The sequence below is a fragment of the Duganella sp. GW821-FHT07F09 genome (genome assembly GCF_059418705.1).
This window is the reverse complement of sequence record NZ_JBWKQJ010000006.1, coordinates 297873-315968: the sequence shown is the minus strand read 5'-3', so window position 1 is coordinate 315968 and position 18096 is coordinate 297873. Positions and strand designations below refer to the sequence as shown.

Genomic DNA, 18096 nt, shown 5'->3' with positions numbered 1-18096 from the left:
CGCTCATACCCGGACCAGCGGTCCCGGGTTTTTCAGATATTGGTTTTTGATCGCCTCGGCCGCGAACAGCGTGATGGCGCCGATGGTGGCGGTCGGGTTGGCCTGGAAGTTCTGCGGGAAGGCGTTGCCGCCCGGGACGAAGACGTTGTGCACGTCCCACGATTGCAGGTAGCGGTTGAGCGCCGAATCGCGCGGCGAGGTGCCCATGATGGCGCCGCCGACGTTGTGGGTCGAGACGTACTTGGTGATGTCCCAGTGCGAATCGAGGCCGAGGAAGTTCTCCGACATGGCGTCCGGCTTGAGTTCCTTGGCGATGCCGAGCACGATGTCGCGCAGGTGGCGTTGCAGCTTGAGTTCGTTCTGGCGCCAGTCGAACGTCATGCGCAGCAGCGGTTGGCCCCACGGGTCCTTGTAGTTCGGGTCCAGGTCCAGATAGTGGCCGCGATAGGACATGCAGGTGGTGGTGATGCCGATCTTCATCGAGCGGCCGTACCAGTCGACCATGCCTTCCTTCCAGCCCTTGCCCCAGCCCGGCGTGCCCGGCGGCAGCGCGGTGCCGATCGGCGCGCCGGTGGCCTGCGAGCTGTGGATCTTGGCGCCGCCGATGAAGCCGAGCGACGGCCCGTCGAAGTTGCCGGGCGAGATGTCGTTGAACATTTCTCCGGTGGCGCCGGCGGTGGCGAACGGGTTGAAGTGCTTGTCCTTGAAGAACAGGGTGGCGTCGCCGTTGCTCAGGAAGGCGTAGTTGCGGCCGATGGTGCCCTGCTCGGTGAGCGGGTTGTAGGGCTGGCCGATGCCCGACAACAGCATCAGGCGCACGTTGGCGAACTGGAAGCTGCTGAGGATGACGATCTTGGCCGGCTGGAACACCTCGCGCTGATGCTCGTCGATGTAGGTGACCCCCTTGGCGGTCTTCTTGTCGGCGTGCAGGTCGACGCGGATGACGTTGGCGTTGACCTTGTAATCGAAGTTGGGCATGCGTTTGACCACGTCCAGGATCGCCGTCTGCGGCGAAGCCTTGGAGTAGTTCAGGCACGGGTACTTGCTGCAATAGCCGCAGTAGTTGCACGGCGCCAGCTGGGCGCCGTACGGATTGGTCCAGGCCTGCGAGACGTTGGCCGACGGATTGGGGAACGGATGGTAGCCCATCTTTTTGGCGGTGGCCGCGAACAGCGAGCTGTTGAGCGTGTCGTGCAGCGCCGGCAGCGGGTAGGGGCTCGAGCGCGGCCCTTCGAACGGGTCGCCGCCCGGCTGCAGCTGGCCGTTGAGGTTGCCGGTGTTGCCGGACAGCCCGCAGATCTTGTCGAACTTGTCGAAGTGCGGTTCGATTTCTTCCCACGTGAACGGGAAGTCCTTGACGCGCATGTCGGGGTCGAGCGTGCCGCGCTTGTAGGCCTGGTCGGCGTAGGTCTTGAGCTTGAGGTCGGTGGTGGTCGGGCGGATCAGCACGCCGGTCCAGTGCAGGCCGGAGCCGCCGACGCCGGTGCCGGGCGCGAAGGCGCCCCATTTGCGCGTCGGCAGCGCCGTCTCGCCGGTGTTGTAGCGCACCGTGAGGGCGGCGTCGCGCGGCGTGGCGAACACCTTGTTCTTGATCGCGTAGGCGTACTGGTCGGCAGGCTTCGGATAGGCGAAGTCCTCCGGCGGACGGTCCGGGCCGCGTTCGAGCGCGCGCACCTTCAGGCCCTCTTTGGCCAGTTCGATGGCCATGATGGAGCCGGCCCAGCCGAGTCCGACGATGACGACGTCGACGTCGTCGTTAGTGATGGTTTGCATAGTTGGTCTTTGTGTGGGATGGATCAGGCGCGCTTGCCGCTCAGGCTCACCGGCCCCAGCGGATATTTGACGTCGTGCGCGTCGACCCATTCGGTGTAGGCGGCGCGGGCGCCCGGGAAGCCGATGGCGACCCAGGCCTTCATGTCCTTGTTGCCGCCGTACATGGGGTCGGCCAGGTAGCCGTTCTTGGCGTCGCCGAGGAACTGGCCGAAGAACTGCGACGGCTTCAGGGTCGGCTCGCCCAGGTCGGCAAAGCTGATCCCGTTCTTTTGCAGCGCCGTCAGCAGCGCGTCCTTGTCGGCAGGCGCCAGCTGCTCGAACGGCTTGCCGTGCGCCTGCTGGCTATGCTGCTGGGTCAGCTTGATGCCGATCCGGTACATCTGCTGCGGCGTGTGGTCGTGCTGGAAGCCCAGGGTCGGCGCGGCGTCGGCCTTGTGCGGGCCCTGCATGTAGACGTCGTCGCCGAGGCCGGCGTGCAGCTGCTGGTCGATGAAGACGGGGACGTTGGTCTCCAGCGCGCCGGGGCCTTTGCCCTCGGCCGGGATCAGGCGGTCGCAGGCGGCGAGGACGAACTGCCATTCGGCGGCCGAAAAGAACACCGGCTGATACCGATGCAGCTCGACGCCCTCCAGGCCCTCGGCGCGCGCGCGGTGCGGCGACAGCGACGCGAGGGGAATGGCTGCCGCGGTCGCCATCAGTATCGTTCGGCGGGAAAGATTGACTTTTTCTGTGGACATGGGTGGCTTATGGAAATATTAAGTAACCGGAGGAAATTTTGACTTGTACGATGACTAGCTTAGTTGGAAAGTAATACATAGTCAAACATTTTATATGTGAAGTTAGTGCTTCTACGTAGACGCTTTGCCAAGGTAGCTGGTGCCTTGGGGAAAAGTGCGCATACGGGGCGGCCGCAGCGGTTACGCTAGCCGCATACCCGTTTCGAGAAGGAGCCTGCTTTGGATATCCGTCAATTCGGCTTGCCGATCGCCGGCATCGGCCCTGAAAACTGGATCGTCGCGGCCATTGCCTGCGTGGTCACGTTCGCCGCCATTCACGGCGCGCTCATGCTGCTGCGCCGTCGCATGGCCAGACTGGTCGACTCCGGCCAGGCCGGGAAACCGGCCGCCGAACTGCTCGGCGCCACGCTGGCGCGCACGAGCAACCTCGCCGTCGTGCTGATTTCGGTGCTGGTGGGCCTGTCCCTGCTGGACCTGCCGCCGCCGTGGCACCAGCGCGTGCAAATCCTCTGGTTCATCGTGCTCGGCCTGCAGGTGACGCTGTACATCGACCGCGCCGTCGGCATCGGCACACGGCGCTACTTCCGCCAGCATTCGGCCGACGAGTCGGCGCCGGACACGGTGGCCAACACGCTGATCGGCTGGGCCGTCAAGACGGTGCTGTGGGCGATCTTCGCGCTGGCGGTGCTGTCGAACCTGGGCATCAACATCACCACCTTCGTCGCCAGCCTGGGCATCGGCGGCATCGCCATCGCGCTGGCGGCGCAAAACATCCTCGGCGACCTGTTCGCCTCGCTGGCGATCGCCATCGACAAGCCGTTCGAGGTGGGCGACGCCATCGCCGTGGCCGGGGTTTCCGGTTCGGTCGAGCATGTGGGCCTGAAGACGACGCGCATCCGCGCCGACAGCGGCGAGCAGATCGTCATCTCCAACGCCGACCTGCTCAAAAACGTCGTGCGCAATTACAAGCGCATGTCGACCCGGCGCGTGCAGCTGTCGTTCCGCATCAACCCGGCCACGCCGGCGTCGCTGGCGGCCGTCATCCCGGCCGCGATCCGCGAGATCGTCGAGGCGCAGGAAGAGGTGCGTTTCGACCGCGTCCATCTGAAGGGATTGAGCCCGGAGGCGATCGAGTTCGAGCTGGTGTTCTTCATGTTGACGGCCGCGTACGGCACGTACATGGATACGCAGCAGGCGGTGCTGCTGGCGGTGATGGAGAAGTTCGACCAGTTGGGCGTCGACACCGGCACGCCGGCGCACCATGTGATGATCGAGCGCCAGCCGCGCGCCGTGGATGACGCGCCGCAGCGCGACGAGCTGGCGGAGTTCAAGGGGCGCGCGCACGGCAGCCGCTAGTCGGTGACGACGAGCTCGCGGAACGCGCCGCCGTTAAAATAGATGATCTCGCAACTGGCTTCGCCGAAGCACAGACTGATCGCCTCATTGCTGATTTTTACCGGAGCGCATGGAACGCCTGCGTGGCAGACCGGCGTGTAGCTGCCGGGCTTGACCAGCGACAGGCGCGGCGGGTTGGGCCCGGTATCAATGAAGGTCTTGACGACCTTGGCCGGTTGGCCGCTGCCGGCGTCGGGGAATATCACTACGCCATATTGGTCGCCCCGGCCTTTTTTGTCGTTGTGCGTGAGCACGGCGAGGTCGCGTTTGCCCCGTTGCCGGAAGCTACCCGTCAGCACAGGCAGCGACGTCGGCTGCCAGCGTTGCGGCGACGGATGTTCATTGATCGCGCCCGCCGCAGCCGCATCGGTGCCCGCATCCGTGTCGGCGTTGGCGTGGGCTGCCAAGGCCAACAGGCCCGCCATCAATCCGCCTTGTAGCCGGCGTGTGGCGGCACCGCCGCGCAGTGGCTGAGACATCGCTATTCCCTCCAAGATCATTGCGTTTAACGCAAGCTGAAGGTCATGGTAGGTTTTTTCGGTACCGGCGCCAATATGGAAATCATTACGATTTGGTAATGATCGTCAAGCTTGGTCAGTCGCCGCCGCCTCCGCCGCAGCCACCGCCGCCGCATCCGCCACCGCCATCGCCGCCACCATCGCTCGCGCCGTCGCTATCGCCGGAACCAGAACCGCCGCCGTCACCGCCGCCGCCCAGATCGGCGCCGCAATAGACGCCGCCCCCGGAACCGTCGCCGCCGGCACCACCTTGGCGCTTGACGCCGCTGCAATCGGGGACGTAGTGAAAGCCGCCCGGGATGTGGAGTTTGGTGTCCAGGGCGAACAGCAACGGCAGCCGGGTGGGCTTGAGGGGATTGATGTTTTCTTCGTGGCACGCGAAGTGCCAGGCGCGGCGAATGCCGTCGTTGCCCTGATTGCGTTCGCCCAGGACGACGGCCGGCGTGTGGTGCAGCATGTGGCCGAAGGCGCGGCGGCAGAATTGTTCGTAGGCCCGCGTGTACAGGATGAACTCGTGCCACATGTCGTCGACCACTTGCGACGGCATGGAAACGAATTTGCCGCCGCTCTTCAAATGGGCCAGGAAGAATTGACGCAGTCCCTGCGCCACCAGTTGGCAGTCCTTCAGCGACAGTTGCGGATGATGGGCGCGTAGCGCTTCGAACAATCCCTTCGGCAGCAGGAAGTCGCGGATGTAGGCTTCGCGGGTGGACCTGCGTTGGCGCGCCCAGAGGAAGCCGGAAAAGCTGGCCAGGGAGATACAGGCAAGGGATATGAGGACGCTCATGAGGAAATCCGGTGACGAGTTAAGTCATGATTGCATGAAAGACAATCTTGGGCAAGATTGCGGTCTTGATATACCCCGCGGTTCCGAAAACCCGTATGGGATCGAGAGGTAGCCATGGAAAGCGGTTCGTGCGCATGGTCGATCATTGCATTATCTTGATCGGAAGGCCAAGTTGCTTATGGCGTTATATAATTGGGTATATTGCGGTTCCGTGCCCTGCGTGGGCCGCCGATGACGCACGCAATGGCGGATTACGCTGCGCTAATCCGCCCTACGTGGTTTAGATGAGGCCAGGGCCTCGGTCCCCAGCGCGAACCTGGGATCACGTAGGGTCGATTAGGCGGAACGCCGTAATCCGCCATCGATGAGCCGCCACCACACTTCAACGAAAAGGAAACCGATGCGGGCTTTGAAAACAACGATGGCGGCGGTCCTGGTGACCGTTGCGGCAACGGCGTCGGCCACCGACATCACGGTCTCGGCCGCCGCCAGCCTGACCAACGCCTTCAAGGAAATCGGAGCCGCCTACGAGAAGGACCATGCGGGCGACAAGGTGCATTTCAACTTTGCCGCCTCCGATCCGTTGGTCCAGCAGATCGGCAAGGGCGCTCCCGTCGACGTGTTCGCCTCCGCAGACCAGGAGGCGATGGACAAGGCCGAATCGCTGAAACTGCTGGTGCCCGGCACCCGTCGCAACTTCGTCACTAACACTTTGGTGCTGATCGCCCCCGCCAACAGCAAGCTCGCGCTCAAAGGGATCGCCGACTTGCAGCAGGCCGCCGTCACCCGCGTAACGATGGGCAATCCCGCCAGCGTGCCGGTCGGACGCTACGCGAGGCAGGCGCTGGAGCAGGCCAAGCTGTGGGCGGCGGTGGAGCCCAAAGCCATCTTCGGCATCTCGGTGCGCCAAAGCCTCGACTACGTGGCCCGTGGGGAAGTCGATGCCGGCTTCGCCTACGCCACCGACGCGATCGTCCAGAAAGACAAAGTCAGGGTGGTCGCGACCGTGCCGACCGCCGCCCCGATCAGCTATCCGATCGCCGCGATCGCCGCCGGACCGCGGCCCGCGGCCGGGCGCAAGTTCGTCGAGTATGTGCTGACCCCCGCGGCGCAGGCGATCCTTGCCCGCCATGGCTTCGGCCGTCCATAGGATCGGAGCTCGCGTTTGGATAGTTTTCTCGCCGAACCGGCCTGGATCGCGCTGCGCCTGTCGCTGAAGGTGGCGCTGTGGGCCACGCTCATAGATCTGGTGTTGGGCGTCGCGCTCGGCTATCTGCTGGCGCGCAAGCGCTTCCCCGGCCGCGAGCTGCTGGACGCGCTGCTGACGTTGCCGATGGTGATGCCGCCGACGGTGCTCGGCTACTACCTGCTGGTGGTGATCGGACGCGAGGGTGTGCTGGGTTCGTGGTTGCGGGAAACCTTCGGCATCAACCTGATCTTCACCTGGCAGGCGGCGGTGATCGCGGCGGCGGTGGTGGCGTTCCCGCTGGTGCTCAAGGGCGCGCGCGCGGCCTTCGAGTCGGTCGACGGCCAACTGGAACAGGCCGCGCAGGTGCTGGGCATCCCGCCGTTCGGCGTGTTCCTGCGAGTGACGTTGCCGCTGGCGTGGCGCGGCGTGCTGGGCGGCACGCTGCTGGCGTTCGCCCGTTCGATGGGCGAGTTCGGCGCGACCTTGATGGTCGCCGGCAGCATTCCGGGCAAGACCCAGACCTTGTCGATCGCCGTCTACGAAGCCGTCCAGGCCGGGCAGGACGACAGCGCGAATTTGCTGGTCATCATCACGTCGGTGGTGTGCGTCGCCGTGCTGATCGCGGCCAATAAGTTGACGCCGAACCGTCATTTCCAGGGCTGACCATGCATATCAAAGTCGACATCGGCAAGACCCTGCGTTCCGGCGCGCGCGCATTCGAGTTGAATGCGCGCTTCGAATCGGCCAGCCGGCGCGTGGTGATCTACGGCCCGTCCGGCGCCGGCAAGAGCCAGTTGCTAAAGGCGCTGGCTGGCTTGATGACGCCCGATCGCGGGCATATCGAACTGGCGGGGCGCCGCTTGTTCGACAGCAACGCCGGCATCGATCTGGCGCCGCAGCGGCGGCAAGTGGCGTATCTGTTCCAGGACTACGCCTTGTTTCCGCACTTGAATGTGCGGCAGAATATCGGCTTCGGGTTGCAGCGTGGTTGGCGCAATCCTTTGGCCCGGGTCGACGGCGAAACCATCCGCTATTGGCTGCAAGCGTTTGAACTGGACCATGTCGCCCATCAGTTTCCGCATGAATTGTCCGGCGGACAGCGTCAGCGCGTGGCGTTGGCGCGCGCGCTGGCGCCCCGGCCGACCGCGCTTTTATTGGACGAACCGTTCGCGGCGCTCGACCCCGGCCTGCGCGATCGCATGCGCGCCGAACTCGATACCGTGCAGCGCAAGCTGGCGATACCGATGATACTGATCACCCACGATCCGGAGGACGCCCGGGCTTTCGGCGACCACGTGCTGCGCATGGAGCACGGGCGCGTCGTCGATGCGCAGGAGCAGCCATCATGAAGCCGACCATGGAATTGCAGGGCAACGTCTGGATGACTATCGACGGCCAGAAGCTCGGCGGGCATGAGCGGGTGGCGCTGCTGGCGGCGATAGCCTCGACCGGCTCCATCACCAGCGCGGCCAAGGCGGTGGGTATGAGCTACAAGGGCGCGTGGGACGCGATCGAGGCGATGAACAATCTGGCCGGCGAACCGCTGCTGGAGCGCGTTGCGGGCGGCAAGGGGGGAGGCGGCACGCGGTTGACTCCGCGCGGCGCGCAGTTGGTCGAAAACTTTCGCAAGATCGACGAGGAGCACCGCAGATTCGTCGCGCATCTGAGCGGGCAGTCGCATGCGCTGGCAGATGATTTCCTGCTGATACAAAGGATGAAGATGAAAACCAGCGCGCGCAACCAGTTCAGCGGCAAGGTGGTCGATGTGAAGGAGGGGGCCGTCAACGACGAGATCACGCTGGAGATCGTCGGTGGCCAGCATATCGTCGCCACCATCACGCGTGACAGCAGCGACAGTTTGGGTTTGACCATCGGCGCCGAAGCGTTCGCGTTGATCAAGGCGTCGTCGGTGATCGTGGTGGCGGAGATGGGAACGGCGCGCTTGTCGGCCCGCAATCAGCTGGCCGGCAAGGTCACGCGCCTGCAGGCCGGCGCCGTCATTATGGAAGTGAGCATCGAGTTGCGCGGTGGCGGCGTGATCGCCGCCATCGTCACCCGCGAGAGCGGCGACGCGCTGGCGCTGGCAGTCGGCAGCGAGGTGGGCGCCGTCTTCAAAGCATCGAGCGTCATCATCGGTACACCCGCTTAGCCAGCCTTACGAATCGCGCTTGCCGCCCTGACGGCTGCCCGTCTTGGCCGATTGCTCCGACTCCGTACCGCTGCGCGCCGCGCCGGCCGCCGCGGTCTTTTCAGCATTGGCGCGCGCGGCGGACTGGCGGCTTTCGCCCCCTTTGCGCCCGATCTGCGCCATATGTTCGCGATCCCGGCTGACCGTCTCGCCGCCTTTCTGGCCGGCGCGGCGCGCTTCCTCCGAGTCGAATTCGTGGGCCGTGCCTTTCTGGTGGGCGGCCTGGCCGCCCTTGCTGGCGATGGCGCGCTGGGTAGCCTCGTCCATCGCCGCGAAACCTCGCTTGGCGGTGCCCTTAGGCTTCGGCTGGGCGTTTCCTGAGTTATTACTATTACTTGCCATAACTTCCTCCTGATCTGTCTGGTGGTTCCGTCGGGTTGGTGGTCGGGTTGATAAGCAGCGACACATTCCGCTGCTCTGTGTGGTTAGAGTTGCAAGATTGACGGAAGTTCCACCTGGTTCGAGGGGCACGGCATGGCGAGCCTCGTCGTGTGCTTTGGTTAAAAAAACGCCGGGTTCTCGCCCGGCGGGTTATTCAGCACAGGGATAGACGCCCGTTGGGCGGGAAGGTTCCAAAAATGCACGACCGTTCTAGTTTTACCGGATGAGCCCAGCCGTGCGACAATACCGGCCTTGTTATTGTTCCGTTGATATCGAAATCTACTGTGATGGCCATGACTAAACCCGCATATCCCGAATACATCCTGAGTTTTTCCTGCCACGACCAGCGCGGCATCGTTCATCGCGTTTCGGGTTTCTTGGCCGATCACGGCTGTAACATCATCGATTCGGCCCAGTTCGGCGACAGCGAGTCGCGCCTGTTCTTTATGCGCGTGCACTTCGCGCTGGAAGACAGCGCCATCAACGACGAGCTGCTGCGCGCCGATTTCGGCCTGCTGGCGGCCGAGATGCAACTGACGTTCGAGATGCGCGACGCGCGCTACAAGCCGCGCGTGATGCTGATGGTGTCGAAGATCGGCCATTGCCTGAACGATTTGCTGTTCCGCTACAAGAGCGGGCTGCTGCCGGTGGAGATTCCGGCGATCGTGTCGAACCACATGGATTTCTATCAGTTGGCGGCGAGCTACAATATTCCGTTCCACCACTTGCCGCTGGCCGCAGGCGCGCCGCAGGAAGCCAAGCTGGCGCAGGAAGCCAAGGTCATCGAGCTGATGGACACCCACAAGATCGACCTGGTGGTGCTGGCGCGCTACATGCAGATCCTGTCGCCGGGCCTGTGCACGGCGTTGAAAGGGAAGGCGATCAACATCCACCATTCCTTCCTGCCGAGCTTCAAGGGCGCCAAGCCGTACGCGCAGGCCCATCACCGCGGCGTCAAGCTGATCGGCGCGACCGCCCACTTCGTCACGGGCGATCTGGACGAAGGTCCGATCATCGAGCAGGACGTCGAGCGGGTCGACCATTCGATGGACGCCGAGACCCTGTCGGCCATCGGCCGCGACGTCGAGTGCGTGGTGCTGGCGCGCGCCGTGAAGTGGTTTGTGGAGCACCGCATTTTGCAAAACGGCGACAAGACTGTCGTCTTCAAATAAAGAGATTTACCGATGGCCCTCAAAGCAACAATTTATAAAGCCGACTTGCAGATCGCGGACATGGACCGCAACTTCTACGAGACCCAGTCGCTGACGCTGGCGCGCCACCCGTCCGAGACCGACGAGCGCATGATGGTGCGGCTGGTGGCGTTCGCGATCCACGCCAACGAGGCGCTGACCTTCACCAAGGGCTTGTTCGACGTCGAAGAACCCGATATCTGGCAGAAGGATTTGACGGGCGCGATCCAGCTGTGGATCGAGGTCGGCCAGCCCGACGAGAAGGTGATCCTGAAGGCCAGCGGCCGGTCGGAGCACGTCTATGTGTACAGCTACGCCGCCACCAGCCACATCTGGTGGAAGTCGCTGGCGAACAAGGTCGAGCGCTGCAAGAACCTGACCGTGATTAACCTGAACGCCGACGCCACCGAGCAGCTGGCCCGCATGGCGCAGCGCTCGATGCAGCTGCAATGCACGATCCAGGACGGCCAGATCTGGCTGACCGACGGCACCACGACGGTGGAAGTGGGCCGGGAGACCTTCAAGGGCGAGCGCTAAGGTTTTACCGCACCACCGCGCCACCCTTCATCACCCACTGGACCCGCTCCAGCACCGTCACATCCTTGAGCGGTTCGCCGTCGACGGCTATCATGTCGGCGAACTTGCCCGCCTCTATTGTTCCGATCCGGTCGCTCCAGCCCAGCAGCTCGCTGGCATTGACGGTGGCCGTGCGGATCGCCTGCGCCGGCGTCATTCCCAGCTTGACCAGCACCGCGAATTCGCGCGCGTTCAAGCCGTGCGGATAGACGGCCGCGTCGGTCCCGAACGCCACCGGCACGCCGGCCTTGATCGCGCGGCCGATATTGATGCGCGCCTGCGGCAACACCACCTTGGCTTTTTCCAATAACGGCTTGGGCAGCTTGATGGCCTCGGCGTTCTCCACCAGCCAGTCGCCCAGGTAGACGGTCGGCACCAGCCAGGTCTTGTGTTCCTTCATCAGTTTGATGCCCTCGTCGTCGATGTACGAGCCGTGTTCGATCGAATCGACGCCCGCCAGCACCGACAGCTTGATGCCGTCGCCGCCGTGCGCGTGGGCCGCCACGGTGTGGCCGAGGCCGTGCGCGGTCTTGACGATGGCCTTCAATTCCTCCAGCGTGTACTGCGAGGCGCGCGGGTCGGTGCCGAACGACAGCACGCCGCCGGTGGCGCACACCTTGATGACGTCGGCGCCGTACTTGATGTTGCGGCGCGCGATCTTTTGCGCCTCGTCGGTGCCGTCGGCCACGCCCAGCGCCGAGCGCTGGTATTCCGGCGCGTGCATATTGTCGTCGCAGTGGCCGCCGGTGATGCTCATCGCCGGGCCGGAGGCGGCGATGCGCGGGCCGGGCACGTCGCCGTCGTTGATGGCGTCGCGCAGGCCGATGTCGGCATAGCCGTCGGCGCCGACGTCGCGCACGGTGGTGAAGCCGGCGTGGAGCGTGAGGCGGGCGTTCTTGGCGCCGGTCAAGGTCGAGCGCGGGATCGATTTGGCGACGATGGCGTAGCCGGCGTCCTGCGGGTCGCCGGTCAGGTGGGTGTGGCTGTCGATCAGGCCGGGCAGCAGGGTTTTGTTGCCCAGGTCGATGACTTTGGCGCCGGCCGGGATCGCCAGCTTGCCGCCGGCGGCGGTGATGCGCTCGCCACTGACGAGGACGACGGCGTCGTCGATCACCGTGCCCTTGCGCACGTCGAGCATGCGGGCGGCCTTGATGGCGGTGATGGCAGGCGAGCCGGCAGGGGCTTCTGCCGCAGTGGCGGCGGAACTCAACAATATGGCGGGCAGCGACGCCAGCGCGAGGCGGACGGATAAGGCGATGACGTTCAAGTATTTCTCCCTTTGGTTGATGTTTTTTTGAGGAGCGACAAAGCGGGCTCGCCAACAAGCGTACTCGTCAATGATGTCGAACGCTACACTTTGTCGATGAAAAGTCACAGCGATATGTTGTATAAGCAGTTGTTCGCACATCCCGAAGTCGTCCGGGATCTGCTGACGGGATTTGTCTCGGCTGAATGGACTGGATCGCTGGATATCGGCGCGTTCGAGCGCATCAACGCCAGCTACACCGGCGACGGTGGCAAGGCCCGCCACGAGGATATTGTGTGGCGCGCGAAAATCGGTGGCGATTGGGTGTATGTCTATTTATTGCTGGAGTTTCAGTCGCGCTCCGATCCGTGGATGGCGTTGCGCATGCAGGTGTATGTCGGACTGTTGTGTCAGGACCTGGTCGCGCAGCATCGGCTGACCCGGTATGGGAAGTTGCCGCCTGTTTTGCCCATCGTGCTCTATCACGGCCGCAAGCCTTGGAGCGCAAGCACCGACTTGACAAAGTTAATGCTGCCTCCGCCGGAGGGCCTGGAACGCTTCCAGCCAAGGCAGCATTACTTGCTGATCGACCAGTATCGGAACGTCGGCGCCGACGGCCGGTCTAATGTTTTGGCGATTCTTTTCCGCTTGATGCGTTCGCAGACGGACGGAGAGATGCGCGAAGCGTTGCGTGCTTTCGCGGACAGGATGAAATTGCCGGATATGTTGCGTGCCCGCGATAGCTTGGTGCGTTGGGTCCAGGTCGTGTTGCGGGACGAATTTTGTGAGACCGATATGAGTTTGGAGGAGGGACCGGCCATGTTATTTGACAAGCGATTTAAAAAGTACGAGGACCTGCTGGAGTTTGAGGCGATCCAGCGCGGCCGGGCGGAAGGGGTACGTCTGGTGTTGCAGGATGTACTGCAGGAAATGACAGACGACTGCAAGGCCGAATTGCCCGCTGATATGGACGAGAAAATTTCAGCGGCCGATGTGCCGCAATTGCGGCGCTGGGTTAAGCTACTGGTCGGCGGCGCCAAGCCACAGCAAGTATTTGCCGGGCCTTGACGCCTTGCGATGTGTTATTGCGGCGCCGCGCCCAGCCGCTTGATAGTGCCGGAGCCGCGTATGTTCTGGCTCACCTTCGGATCGCCGTAGTAGCCGATGTCGCCGGAGCCGGCCACGCTCAGGTTCAGCGTTTTGCTCGCCGCCACTGTCGCCTCGCCCGAGCCGCCGATGCTCACCACGGCGTCGCGCGACGCCAGCCGGCCCGCCTGCACCTCGCCCGAGCCGCCGATCGAAATCTGCAAACGCTCCACGTTCCCGCCCACATTCAGGCCGCCGCTGCCGCCCAGCGACACCGCCAGCGACTCGGCGCGCAGGTCGCGCACATTGAGCTCGCCGGACCCGCCAATGTCGAATTGCATGCGCTCGACGTGCAGCTTGTCCGCCGCCACCGCGCCGGAACCTGCCACCGAGACCCGCTCCAGGGTGCGAGCCATGACCACGATCTTCATGGTGCGCGTCTCCAGCGACATGTTTTTCTTGGCCGGGCGAATCCGCAAGGTGCCGTTTTCCACCACCGTCTCGACCAGCGCCTGCAGGTTGTCGTCGGTTTCCACGATGACGCCTTCGGTATTGCCCTGGCGGATTTCGACATTGCCGCTGACGCTGGTGGCGAAGGCGGTGAAGTGGCCGACTTCGCGGTTCTGCTTGACGATTTTGCCGCTGCCCTGGACGCGGTCGCCGCCGACCCAGCTCAGGGGACCGGCCAGCGCCAGGTTGGCCGGGGCGGCGACCGCCAGCATGCCGGCGGCGAGGATCAGGACGCGCAGTGTGTTGCGGACGGTGGTGGTGGTCATGGTGTTCTCCTGGTTGGTCATCTTGAGTTTGGATACTACGCAACCGGCGCCGCCGGCGATACCGGGCTGCGACAGAATGCGCGCTGGGCGGGCTGGAATGCGTTCCGGCGGGAATCGGCGAGGGGCGGTGGCGGCCGACGGCGGCCCGGGGAGCGGCATGAGGTATCATTCGGCCTATCCCGCAAAACCCTCGCACCACCACCGCGACACCTATCTGGAATCACATGCTTATCATCACCATCAAACAGGGCAAGGAAAAGAGCTTGCTGGCCGGCGACCCCTGGATCTACCCCACCGCGATCGACAAGGTCGACGGCAAGCCGCAGGAAAAAATGAAGCCGGGCTCGACCGCGATCGTGCAAAGTTCCTCGCACCAGTTCATCGGCCGCGCCGCCTACAACTCCAAGTCGCAGATCCGCGCCCGCATGTGGAGCTACAAGGAGGACGAGCCGGTCGACCACGCGATGATGAAGCGCCGCGTCAAGGCCGCCGTGGCCAAGCGCGCCGCCGCCATCCGCGCCGCCGGCCCCAATGCGCTGGTGCCGGTGATCCTGGGCGAGGACGACGGCCTGTCCGGCCTGCTGGTGCACGGCTGGGGCGGCGTCAACGGTTATCTGATCTGCCAGTTCCAGTCTGGCGGCGTCGACGCCTGGAAAGTGCCGATCGTGCAGGCGCTGCTGGCGGAGACCGGCTGCCCGAACGTCTACGAGCGTTGTGACGACCTGATCCGTAAGGGCGAGGGCCTGCCGTTGTTCTCCGGCGCGCTGGCCGGCGAAGAACCGCCCGAACACGTACTGGTGCTTGAGGGCAATCAGCGTTACAGTATGGACTTATGCACCGGCTTCAAATATCCGAAGCTGAAGAGCTAGTTCCTATGCCCCGGAGAGCACTGTACAGATGGAAAATTACTTGTCGTCGCAAATACGCACGCTGACCTATATCGAGAACGAAGACCACCCGGTGTTCGGCACCCTGGTACAACAGATCCTGCACCTGCTGAACTCCAAGCTCATTTTCAGCGACATTCTGATCCATCAAAACAGTCCGCTGTTGCTGCGCCAGCCCAAGGGGCTGGTGGCGGTGACCGATTCGCCGATCACGCGCGAGGAGCTGGAAGAGTTCTTCGAAGTGGTCGAGCCGAACTGGTCCGAGCGCATCCAGGACCGCGCCTTCGACCGCGCGGTCGACCTGCACACGGCGCGCATCCGCGCCAACTGCTTCACCTTCCAGGGCAAGAAGCGGCTCGGCTGCGTGATCCGCCGTTTCCCCAAGGAGCCGATGCCGCTCGATCAGCTGGGCCTGCGTCAGCACGAGCAGAACTTCGCCAAGCTGACCAGCGGGCTGGTGTTGATCATCGGCGACACCTGCCAGGGCAAGTCGACCACCATCGCCTCGATGCTCGACGAGATCAACAAGCACCGCTCCGGCCACATCATCACCATTGAAGATCCGGTCGAAACCTTGATTCCGCAGCGCCAGTGCGTGATCACGCAGCGCGAGGTGGGCTTTGACGGCGACGTCGAGAGTTTCTATCTTGGCGCTTTGGACGCGCTGCGCGAGCGGCCCGACGTCATCGTCATCGGCGAGATCCGCGACGCGCAAACGGCGCAGGAAGCGCTGGCGCTGGCCGAATCCGGCCCACTGGTGCTGGCCTCGCTGCACGCGCGCTCGACCGAGCTGGGCTTGCAGAAGATGGTGCGGCTGCTGGGCAACACCGAGGCGCAGTCGCAAGCGCTGGCGCACGCTCTGCGCGGCGTGCTGTGCCAGGCGTTGCTGCCGTCGGTGGAAGGGGAGCGCTACTACCTGGCCACCGAATGCCTGACGTCCAATCCGGAGGTGGTCGACATGATCGCCGGCGGGCAGTTGTCGGCGCTGCGCGGCTGGATGGCCGGCAAAACCAGCGAAGGCTGCCACACGATGAACGCCTCGCTGCGCGTGCTGCTGGCCGAAGGCAAGATCGGCGTCGACGACGCGCGCAACGCCACCACCGACCGCATCGGCTTCGCCGAACACCACTAGAGCTCGATTCGCCCTGGTTTCACGTAGGGCGGATTAGGCGGAACGCCGTAATCCGCCTATGCGTGCGCCGTCGAAACGCATGCATGGCCGATTACGCTGCGCTAATCCGCCCTACGTGTCTCCGTGGTTGCGCATCTCCGTGGTCGATTTTGATGGTTGGTTGCAGGCGATCAATCCAGCGGAATCGCCCGATACCGGTTGACCTCGTTGCCATCGACCGGCGGCGCGTTGTTGCCCCAGGCGCTGCGCAGGTAGGAGACGACTTGCGCCACCTCGGTGTCGTTGAGCACGTGGCCGAACGGCGGCATGCTGTACGGACGCGGATTGCCGGCGGTGCCCGGCGCGAAGCCGCCATTGAGCACGATGCGGATCGGGTTGACCGCCTGCTCCATCGTCAGCGCGCGGTTGCCCGCCAGCGGCGGATAGCCGGGCGGCATGCCGGCGCCGCCGGCGCCATGACACTCGGCGCAGTGCTGCTCGTACAGCTTGGCGCCCGCCGTCAGGAAGGCCGTCGCCTGCGGCCCGTTGTCGCGCTCGAACTCCGACTTGACCCCTTGAGCCGGCAACGCGCGCAGATACACCGCCATCGCGTTGATATCGCTGTCGCTCAGATACTGCAGGCTTTCCCTGACCACCTCCGCCATCGGCCCGAACACGGTGGCGCGCGGCGACACGCCGGTCTTCAGCAGCGCGGCGATGTGGTCCTGCCGCCAGTCGCCCAGGCCCGCTTCCGCGTCCGAGTTGAGCGACGGCGCATACCAGCCCAGCACCGGTATCATGCCGCCGGACAGGCTCTCGCCGCCGACCGCGCCCAAGGCGTTGCGCGGGCTGTGGCAGGCGCTGCAATGCCCCGGTCCCTGCACCAGATAGGCGCCCCGGTTCCAGTCCACCGACTGCCCGGTCTCCGGACGGAATACCGCCGGCTTGAAGTACAGCGCGCGCCATGCGGCCAGCATGAACTGCTGGTTGTACGGGAAGCGCAACTCGTGCGGCTGGTTGGCCTGGTTCACGGCCGGCACCGACTGCAAGTAGGCGTGCAGCGCGTCCGAGTCGTCGCGGGTGATGCGGGTGTAATTGGTGTAGGGAAAGGCGGGATACAACAGCCGACCGTCTTTCGATTTGCCGTTGTGCAGCGCGAGCCAGAAGTCGTCGGCGCTCCAGCCGCCGATGCCGGTGGCCTTGTCCGACGTGATATTGGGCGAGACCACGCTACCGAACGGCGTCTTGAGCGCGCGCCCGCCGGCGTATTGCCGGCCACCGCGCGTGGTGTGGCAAGCCATGCAGTCGCCGGCCTTGGCCAGGTAGGCGCCGCGGGCGATTCTCTCGGCGGGCGCCAATGTGGCGGTCACGCTCGGCGGCGGCCCGGTATCGTCGCCGCCGGTACGGAACAGCACGAAGAGCACGCCGGCCACGACCAGCCCGACCAGGCCCGCCAGCGTATAAAGGATTTTTTTTATCATCGTCGTCCCCGCGCTCATTTGGCGCCGTTCGGCACGCTGCCGCATGGCTGCGGCAACGGCATGGCGATGCTGGCGGCCGTGGCCGGCCGGGCGGCCGCGTCCGGCGGCTGCTTGCTGAGCCAGGCCGAAATGGCGGCGACGTCGGCCACGGTCAGTTTGCCGGCGATGTCGGCCATGCAGTCGGGCGCGGCGGCGCGCCGCACCCCGCTCTTCCACGCGCCGAACTGGGCGTTGATGTAATCGCTCGGCAGGCCCAGCAGTCCGGGTGTGGCCGGTTCGACCCCGTACAGCGCCGCGCCGTGGCAGCTGACGCAGGCGGGGATCTTTTTGGCCGGATCGCCGTGCCGCACCAGCGCCTCGCCGCGCGCCAGGCTGGCGGCGCCCGCGTTGGCGCCGCTGCCGGCCAGGGCGGGCGGGTAGGGCGGATGCTGGGCGGCGAAGTAGTCGGCGATCTCGCGCAGGTAGGCGTCGGGCAGATGGTCGACCATATAGGTCATCATCGGATAATTGCGGCGGCCCTCGCGGAAATTGATCAGCTGGTTATACAGGTAGCCGGCCGGCTTGCCGGAGATGCGCGGGAAGAAGGCGTCGCCGCGCTCCTTGACGGCGTGGCAGGCGATGCAGGCGGCCACGCGCTGCTCCAGGGTGTCGGGCGGCGCCGCGGCGGCCGCCGGCAGGCTCAACGCCAGCAGCGCGCCCAATCGCATGGTGGAAAAAGTAAGCATCCAATCCCTCGTTCATCGTCCGCATCCCACGTGCACGTACCTAGCCTGTG

General features: G+C 64.7%; 19 protein-coding genes. 10 read left to right on the top strand and 9 right to left on the bottom strand.

Going from position 1 to position 18096, the window contains the following annotated elements:
• Positions 1 to 3: 3 nt before the first annotated feature.
• Positions 4 to 1773 carry a GMC family oxidoreductase gene (locus AC07P1_RS18040; RefSeq protein ID WP_494697109.1) on the bottom strand — a complete coding sequence of 590 codons (1770 nt, stop codon included), beginning with the start codon at positions 1771 to 1773 and terminating at the stop codon, positions 4 to 6.
• Between the two features lie 23 nt (positions 1774 to 1796).
• The gene (locus AC07P1_RS18035; protein ID WP_494697108.1) at positions 1797 to 2510 is read right to left on the bottom strand and encodes a gluconate 2-dehydrogenase subunit 3 family protein; all 714 of its coding nucleotides are present in this window, start codon (positions 2508 to 2510) and stop codon (positions 1797 to 1799) included.
• A gap of 219 nt (positions 2511 to 2729) precedes the next feature.
• On the opposite strand from AC07P1_RS18035, the gene AC07P1_RS18030 reads away from it, so the two are divergent.
• Complete coding sequence (locus AC07P1_RS18030) at positions 2730 to 3866, top strand: mechanosensitive ion channel family protein (protein ID WP_494697107.1); 1137 nt, start codon at positions 2730 to 2732, stop codon at positions 3864 to 3866.
• On the opposite strand, the gene AC07P1_RS18025 is transcribed toward AC07P1_RS18030, so the two are convergent.
• Together AC07P1_RS18025 and AC07P1_RS18020 are read right to left on the bottom strand one after the other, a co-directional pair.
• Positions 3863 to 4384, bottom strand: a complete 522-nt coding sequence (locus tag AC07P1_RS18025) for a hypothetical protein (RefSeq protein WP_494697106.1) — start codon at positions 4382 to 4384, stop codon at positions 3863 to 3865. The genes AC07P1_RS18030 and AC07P1_RS18025 overlap by 4 nt on opposite strands.
• A 115-nt stretch (positions 4385 to 4499) precedes the next feature.
• Complete coding sequence (locus tag AC07P1_RS18020; RefSeq protein ID WP_494697105.1) at positions 4500 to 5210, bottom strand: glycine-rich domain-containing protein; 711 nt, start codon at positions 5208 to 5210, stop codon at positions 4500 to 4502.
• A gap of 400 nt (positions 5211 to 5610) precedes the next feature.
• Here AC07P1_RS18020 and modA point away from each other — a divergent pair, with 400 nt between their 5' ends.
• The 4 genes from modA to AC07P1_RS18000 are packed head-to-tail and all read left to right on the top strand — an operon-like array spanning position 5611 to position 8548.
• A complete protein-coding gene (modA, locus tag AC07P1_RS18015) occupies positions 5611 to 6360 on the top strand; it encodes a molybdate ABC transporter substrate-binding protein (RefSeq protein ID WP_494697104.1) in 750 nt (249 codons plus the stop codon).
• Positions 6361 to 6375: 15 nt separating this feature from the next.
• Positions 6376 to 7062 (top strand): molybdate ABC transporter permease subunit, encoded by a 687-nt coding sequence (gene modB, locus AC07P1_RS18010; protein ID WP_494697103.1) that lies wholly within the window; start codon positions 6376 to 6378, stop codon positions 7060 to 7062.
• A gap of 2 nt (positions 7063 to 7064) precedes the next feature.
• Complete coding sequence (locus tag AC07P1_RS18005; RefSeq protein ID WP_494697102.1) at positions 7065 to 7748, top strand: ABC transporter ATP-binding protein; 684 nt, start codon at positions 7065 to 7067, stop codon at positions 7746 to 7748.
• Positions 7745 to 8548, top strand: coding sequence for a TOBE domain-containing protein (locus AC07P1_RS18000; RefSeq protein WP_494697101.1), 804 nt, complete (start codon positions 7745 to 7747; stop codon positions 8546 to 8548). Before AC07P1_RS18005 ends, AC07P1_RS18000 begins: the two co-directional genes overlap by 4 nt.
• A 6-nt stretch (positions 8549 to 8554) precedes the next feature.
• Here the strand turns inward: AC07P1_RS18000 and AC07P1_RS17995 are convergent, their stop codons facing one another.
• Positions 8555 to 8929 (bottom strand): KGG domain-containing protein, encoded by a 375-nt coding sequence (locus AC07P1_RS17995; RefSeq protein ID WP_494697100.1) that lies wholly within the window; start codon positions 8927 to 8929, stop codon positions 8555 to 8557.
• A gap of 332 nt (positions 8930 to 9261) precedes the next feature.
• Here AC07P1_RS17995 and purU point away from each other — a divergent pair, with 332 nt between their 5' ends.
• Together purU and AC07P1_RS17985 are read left to right on the top strand one after the other, a co-directional pair.
• Positions 9262 to 10140: a formyltetrahydrofolate deformylase gene (gene purU / locus AC07P1_RS17990; RefSeq protein WP_494697099.1), complete on the top strand. Its 879-nt coding sequence runs from the start codon at positions 9262 to 9264 to the stop codon at positions 10138 to 10140.
• A 12-nt stretch (positions 10141 to 10152) separates the two neighbouring features.
• Positions 10153 to 10695 carry a YaeQ family protein gene (locus AC07P1_RS17985; protein WP_090320480.1) on the top strand — a complete coding sequence of 181 codons (543 nt, stop codon included), beginning with the start codon at positions 10153 to 10155 and terminating at the stop codon, positions 10693 to 10695.
• 4 nt (positions 10696 to 10699) lie between these two features.
• On the opposite strand, the gene AC07P1_RS17980 is transcribed toward AC07P1_RS17985, so the two are convergent.
• On the bottom strand, positions 10700 to 12001 hold the full coding sequence (locus AC07P1_RS17980) for a Xaa-Pro dipeptidase (protein WP_494697098.1): 1302 nt from the start codon (positions 11999 to 12001) through the stop codon (positions 10700 to 10702).
• Positions 12002 to 12028: 27 nt separating this feature from the next.
• Here AC07P1_RS17980 and AC07P1_RS17975 point away from each other — a divergent pair, with 27 nt between their 5' ends.
• Positions 12029 to 13048 (top strand): Rpn family recombination-promoting nuclease/putative transposase, encoded by a 1020-nt coding sequence (locus AC07P1_RS17975; protein WP_494697097.1) that lies wholly within the window; start codon positions 12029 to 12031, stop codon positions 13046 to 13048.
• 14 nt (positions 13049 to 13062) lie between these two features.
• On the opposite strand, the gene AC07P1_RS17970 is transcribed toward AC07P1_RS17975, so the two are convergent.
• Complete coding sequence (locus AC07P1_RS17970) at positions 13063 to 13842, bottom strand: head GIN domain-containing protein (RefSeq protein ID WP_494697096.1); 780 nt, start codon at positions 13840 to 13842, stop codon at positions 13063 to 13065.
• Positions 13843 to 14066: 224 nt separating this feature from the next.
• Here AC07P1_RS17970 and AC07P1_RS17965 point away from each other — a divergent pair, with 224 nt between their 5' ends.
• Together AC07P1_RS17965 and AC07P1_RS17960 are read left to right on the top strand one after the other, a co-directional pair.
• A complete protein-coding gene (locus tag AC07P1_RS17965) occupies positions 14067 to 14711 on the top strand; it encodes a class I SAM-dependent rRNA methyltransferase (protein ID WP_494697095.1) in 645 nt (214 codons plus the stop codon).
• Between the two features lie 28 nt (positions 14712 to 14739).
• On the top strand, positions 14740 to 15861 hold the full coding sequence (locus tag AC07P1_RS17960) for a type IV pilus twitching motility protein PilT (protein ID WP_494697094.1): 1122 nt from the start codon (positions 14740 to 14742) through the stop codon (positions 15859 to 15861).
• 170 nt (positions 15862 to 16031) lie between these two features.
• On the opposite strand, the gene AC07P1_RS17955 is transcribed toward AC07P1_RS17960, so the two are convergent.
• Positions 16032 to 17318: a c-type cytochrome gene (locus AC07P1_RS17955; protein WP_494697250.1), complete on the bottom strand. Its 1287-nt coding sequence runs from the start codon at positions 17316 to 17318 to the stop codon at positions 16032 to 16034.
• Between the two features lie 17 nt (positions 17319 to 17335).
• Positions 17336 to 18046: a c-type cytochrome gene (locus AC07P1_RS17950; RefSeq protein WP_494697093.1), complete on the bottom strand. Its 711-nt coding sequence runs from the start codon at positions 18044 to 18046 to the stop codon at positions 17336 to 17338.
• Positions 18047 to 18096: the final 50 nt, after the last annotated feature.

Excerpts from the sequence above, each read along its gene's own strand:
- AC07P1_RS18035 (WP_494697108.1), bottom strand. The coding sequence starts at position 2,510 with ATGTCCACAGAAAAAGTCAATCTTTCCCGCCGAACGATACTGATGGCG.
- AC07P1_RS18020 (WP_494697105.1), bottom strand. The coding sequence starts at position 5,210 with ATGAGCGTCCTCATATCCCTTGCCTGTATCTCCCTGGCCAGCTTTTCC.
- modA (WP_494697104.1), top strand. The coding sequence starts at position 5,611 with ATGCGGGCTTTGAAAACAACGATGGCGGCGGTCCTGGTGACCGTTGCG.
- purU (WP_494697099.1), top strand. The coding sequence starts at position 9,262 with ATGACTAAACCCGCATATCCCGAATACATCCTGAGTTTTTCCTGCCAC.
- AC07P1_RS17960 (WP_494697094.1), top strand. The coding sequence starts at position 14,740 with ATGGAAAATTACTTGTCGTCGCAAATACGCACGCTGACCTATATCGAG.
- AC07P1_RS17970 (WP_494697096.1), bottom strand. The coding sequence starts at position 13,842 with ATGACCACCACCACCGTCCGCAACACACTGCGCGTCCTGATCCTCGCC.
- AC07P1_RS17965 (WP_494697095.1), top strand. The coding sequence starts at position 14,067 with ATGCTTATCATCACCATCAAACAGGGCAAGGAAAAGAGCTTGCTGGCC.
- AC07P1_RS17995 (WP_494697100.1), bottom strand. The coding sequence starts at position 8,929 with ATGGCAAGTAATAGTAATAACTCAGGAAACGCCCAGCCGAAGCCTAAG.
- AC07P1_RS18005 (WP_494697102.1), top strand. The coding sequence starts at position 7,065 with ATGCATATCAAAGTCGACATCGGCAAGACCCTGCGTTCCGGCGCGCGC.
- AC07P1_RS18040 (WP_494697109.1), bottom strand. The coding sequence starts at position 1,773 with ATGCAAACCATCACTAACGACGACGTCGACGTCGTCATCGTCGGACTC.
- AC07P1_RS17950 (WP_494697093.1), bottom strand. The coding sequence starts at position 18,046 with ATGCTTACTTTTTCCACCATGCGATTGGGCGCGCTGCTGGCGTTGAGC.
- AC07P1_RS17985 (WP_090320480.1), top strand. The coding sequence starts at position 10,153 with ATGGCCCTCAAAGCAACAATTTATAAAGCCGACTTGCAGATCGCGGAC.
- AC07P1_RS18025 (WP_494697106.1), bottom strand. The coding sequence starts at position 4,384 with ATGTCTCAGCCACTGCGCGGCGGTGCCGCCACACGCCGGCTACAAGGC.
- AC07P1_RS18000 (WP_494697101.1), top strand. The coding sequence starts at position 7,745 with ATGAAGCCGACCATGGAATTGCAGGGCAACGTCTGGATGACTATCGAC.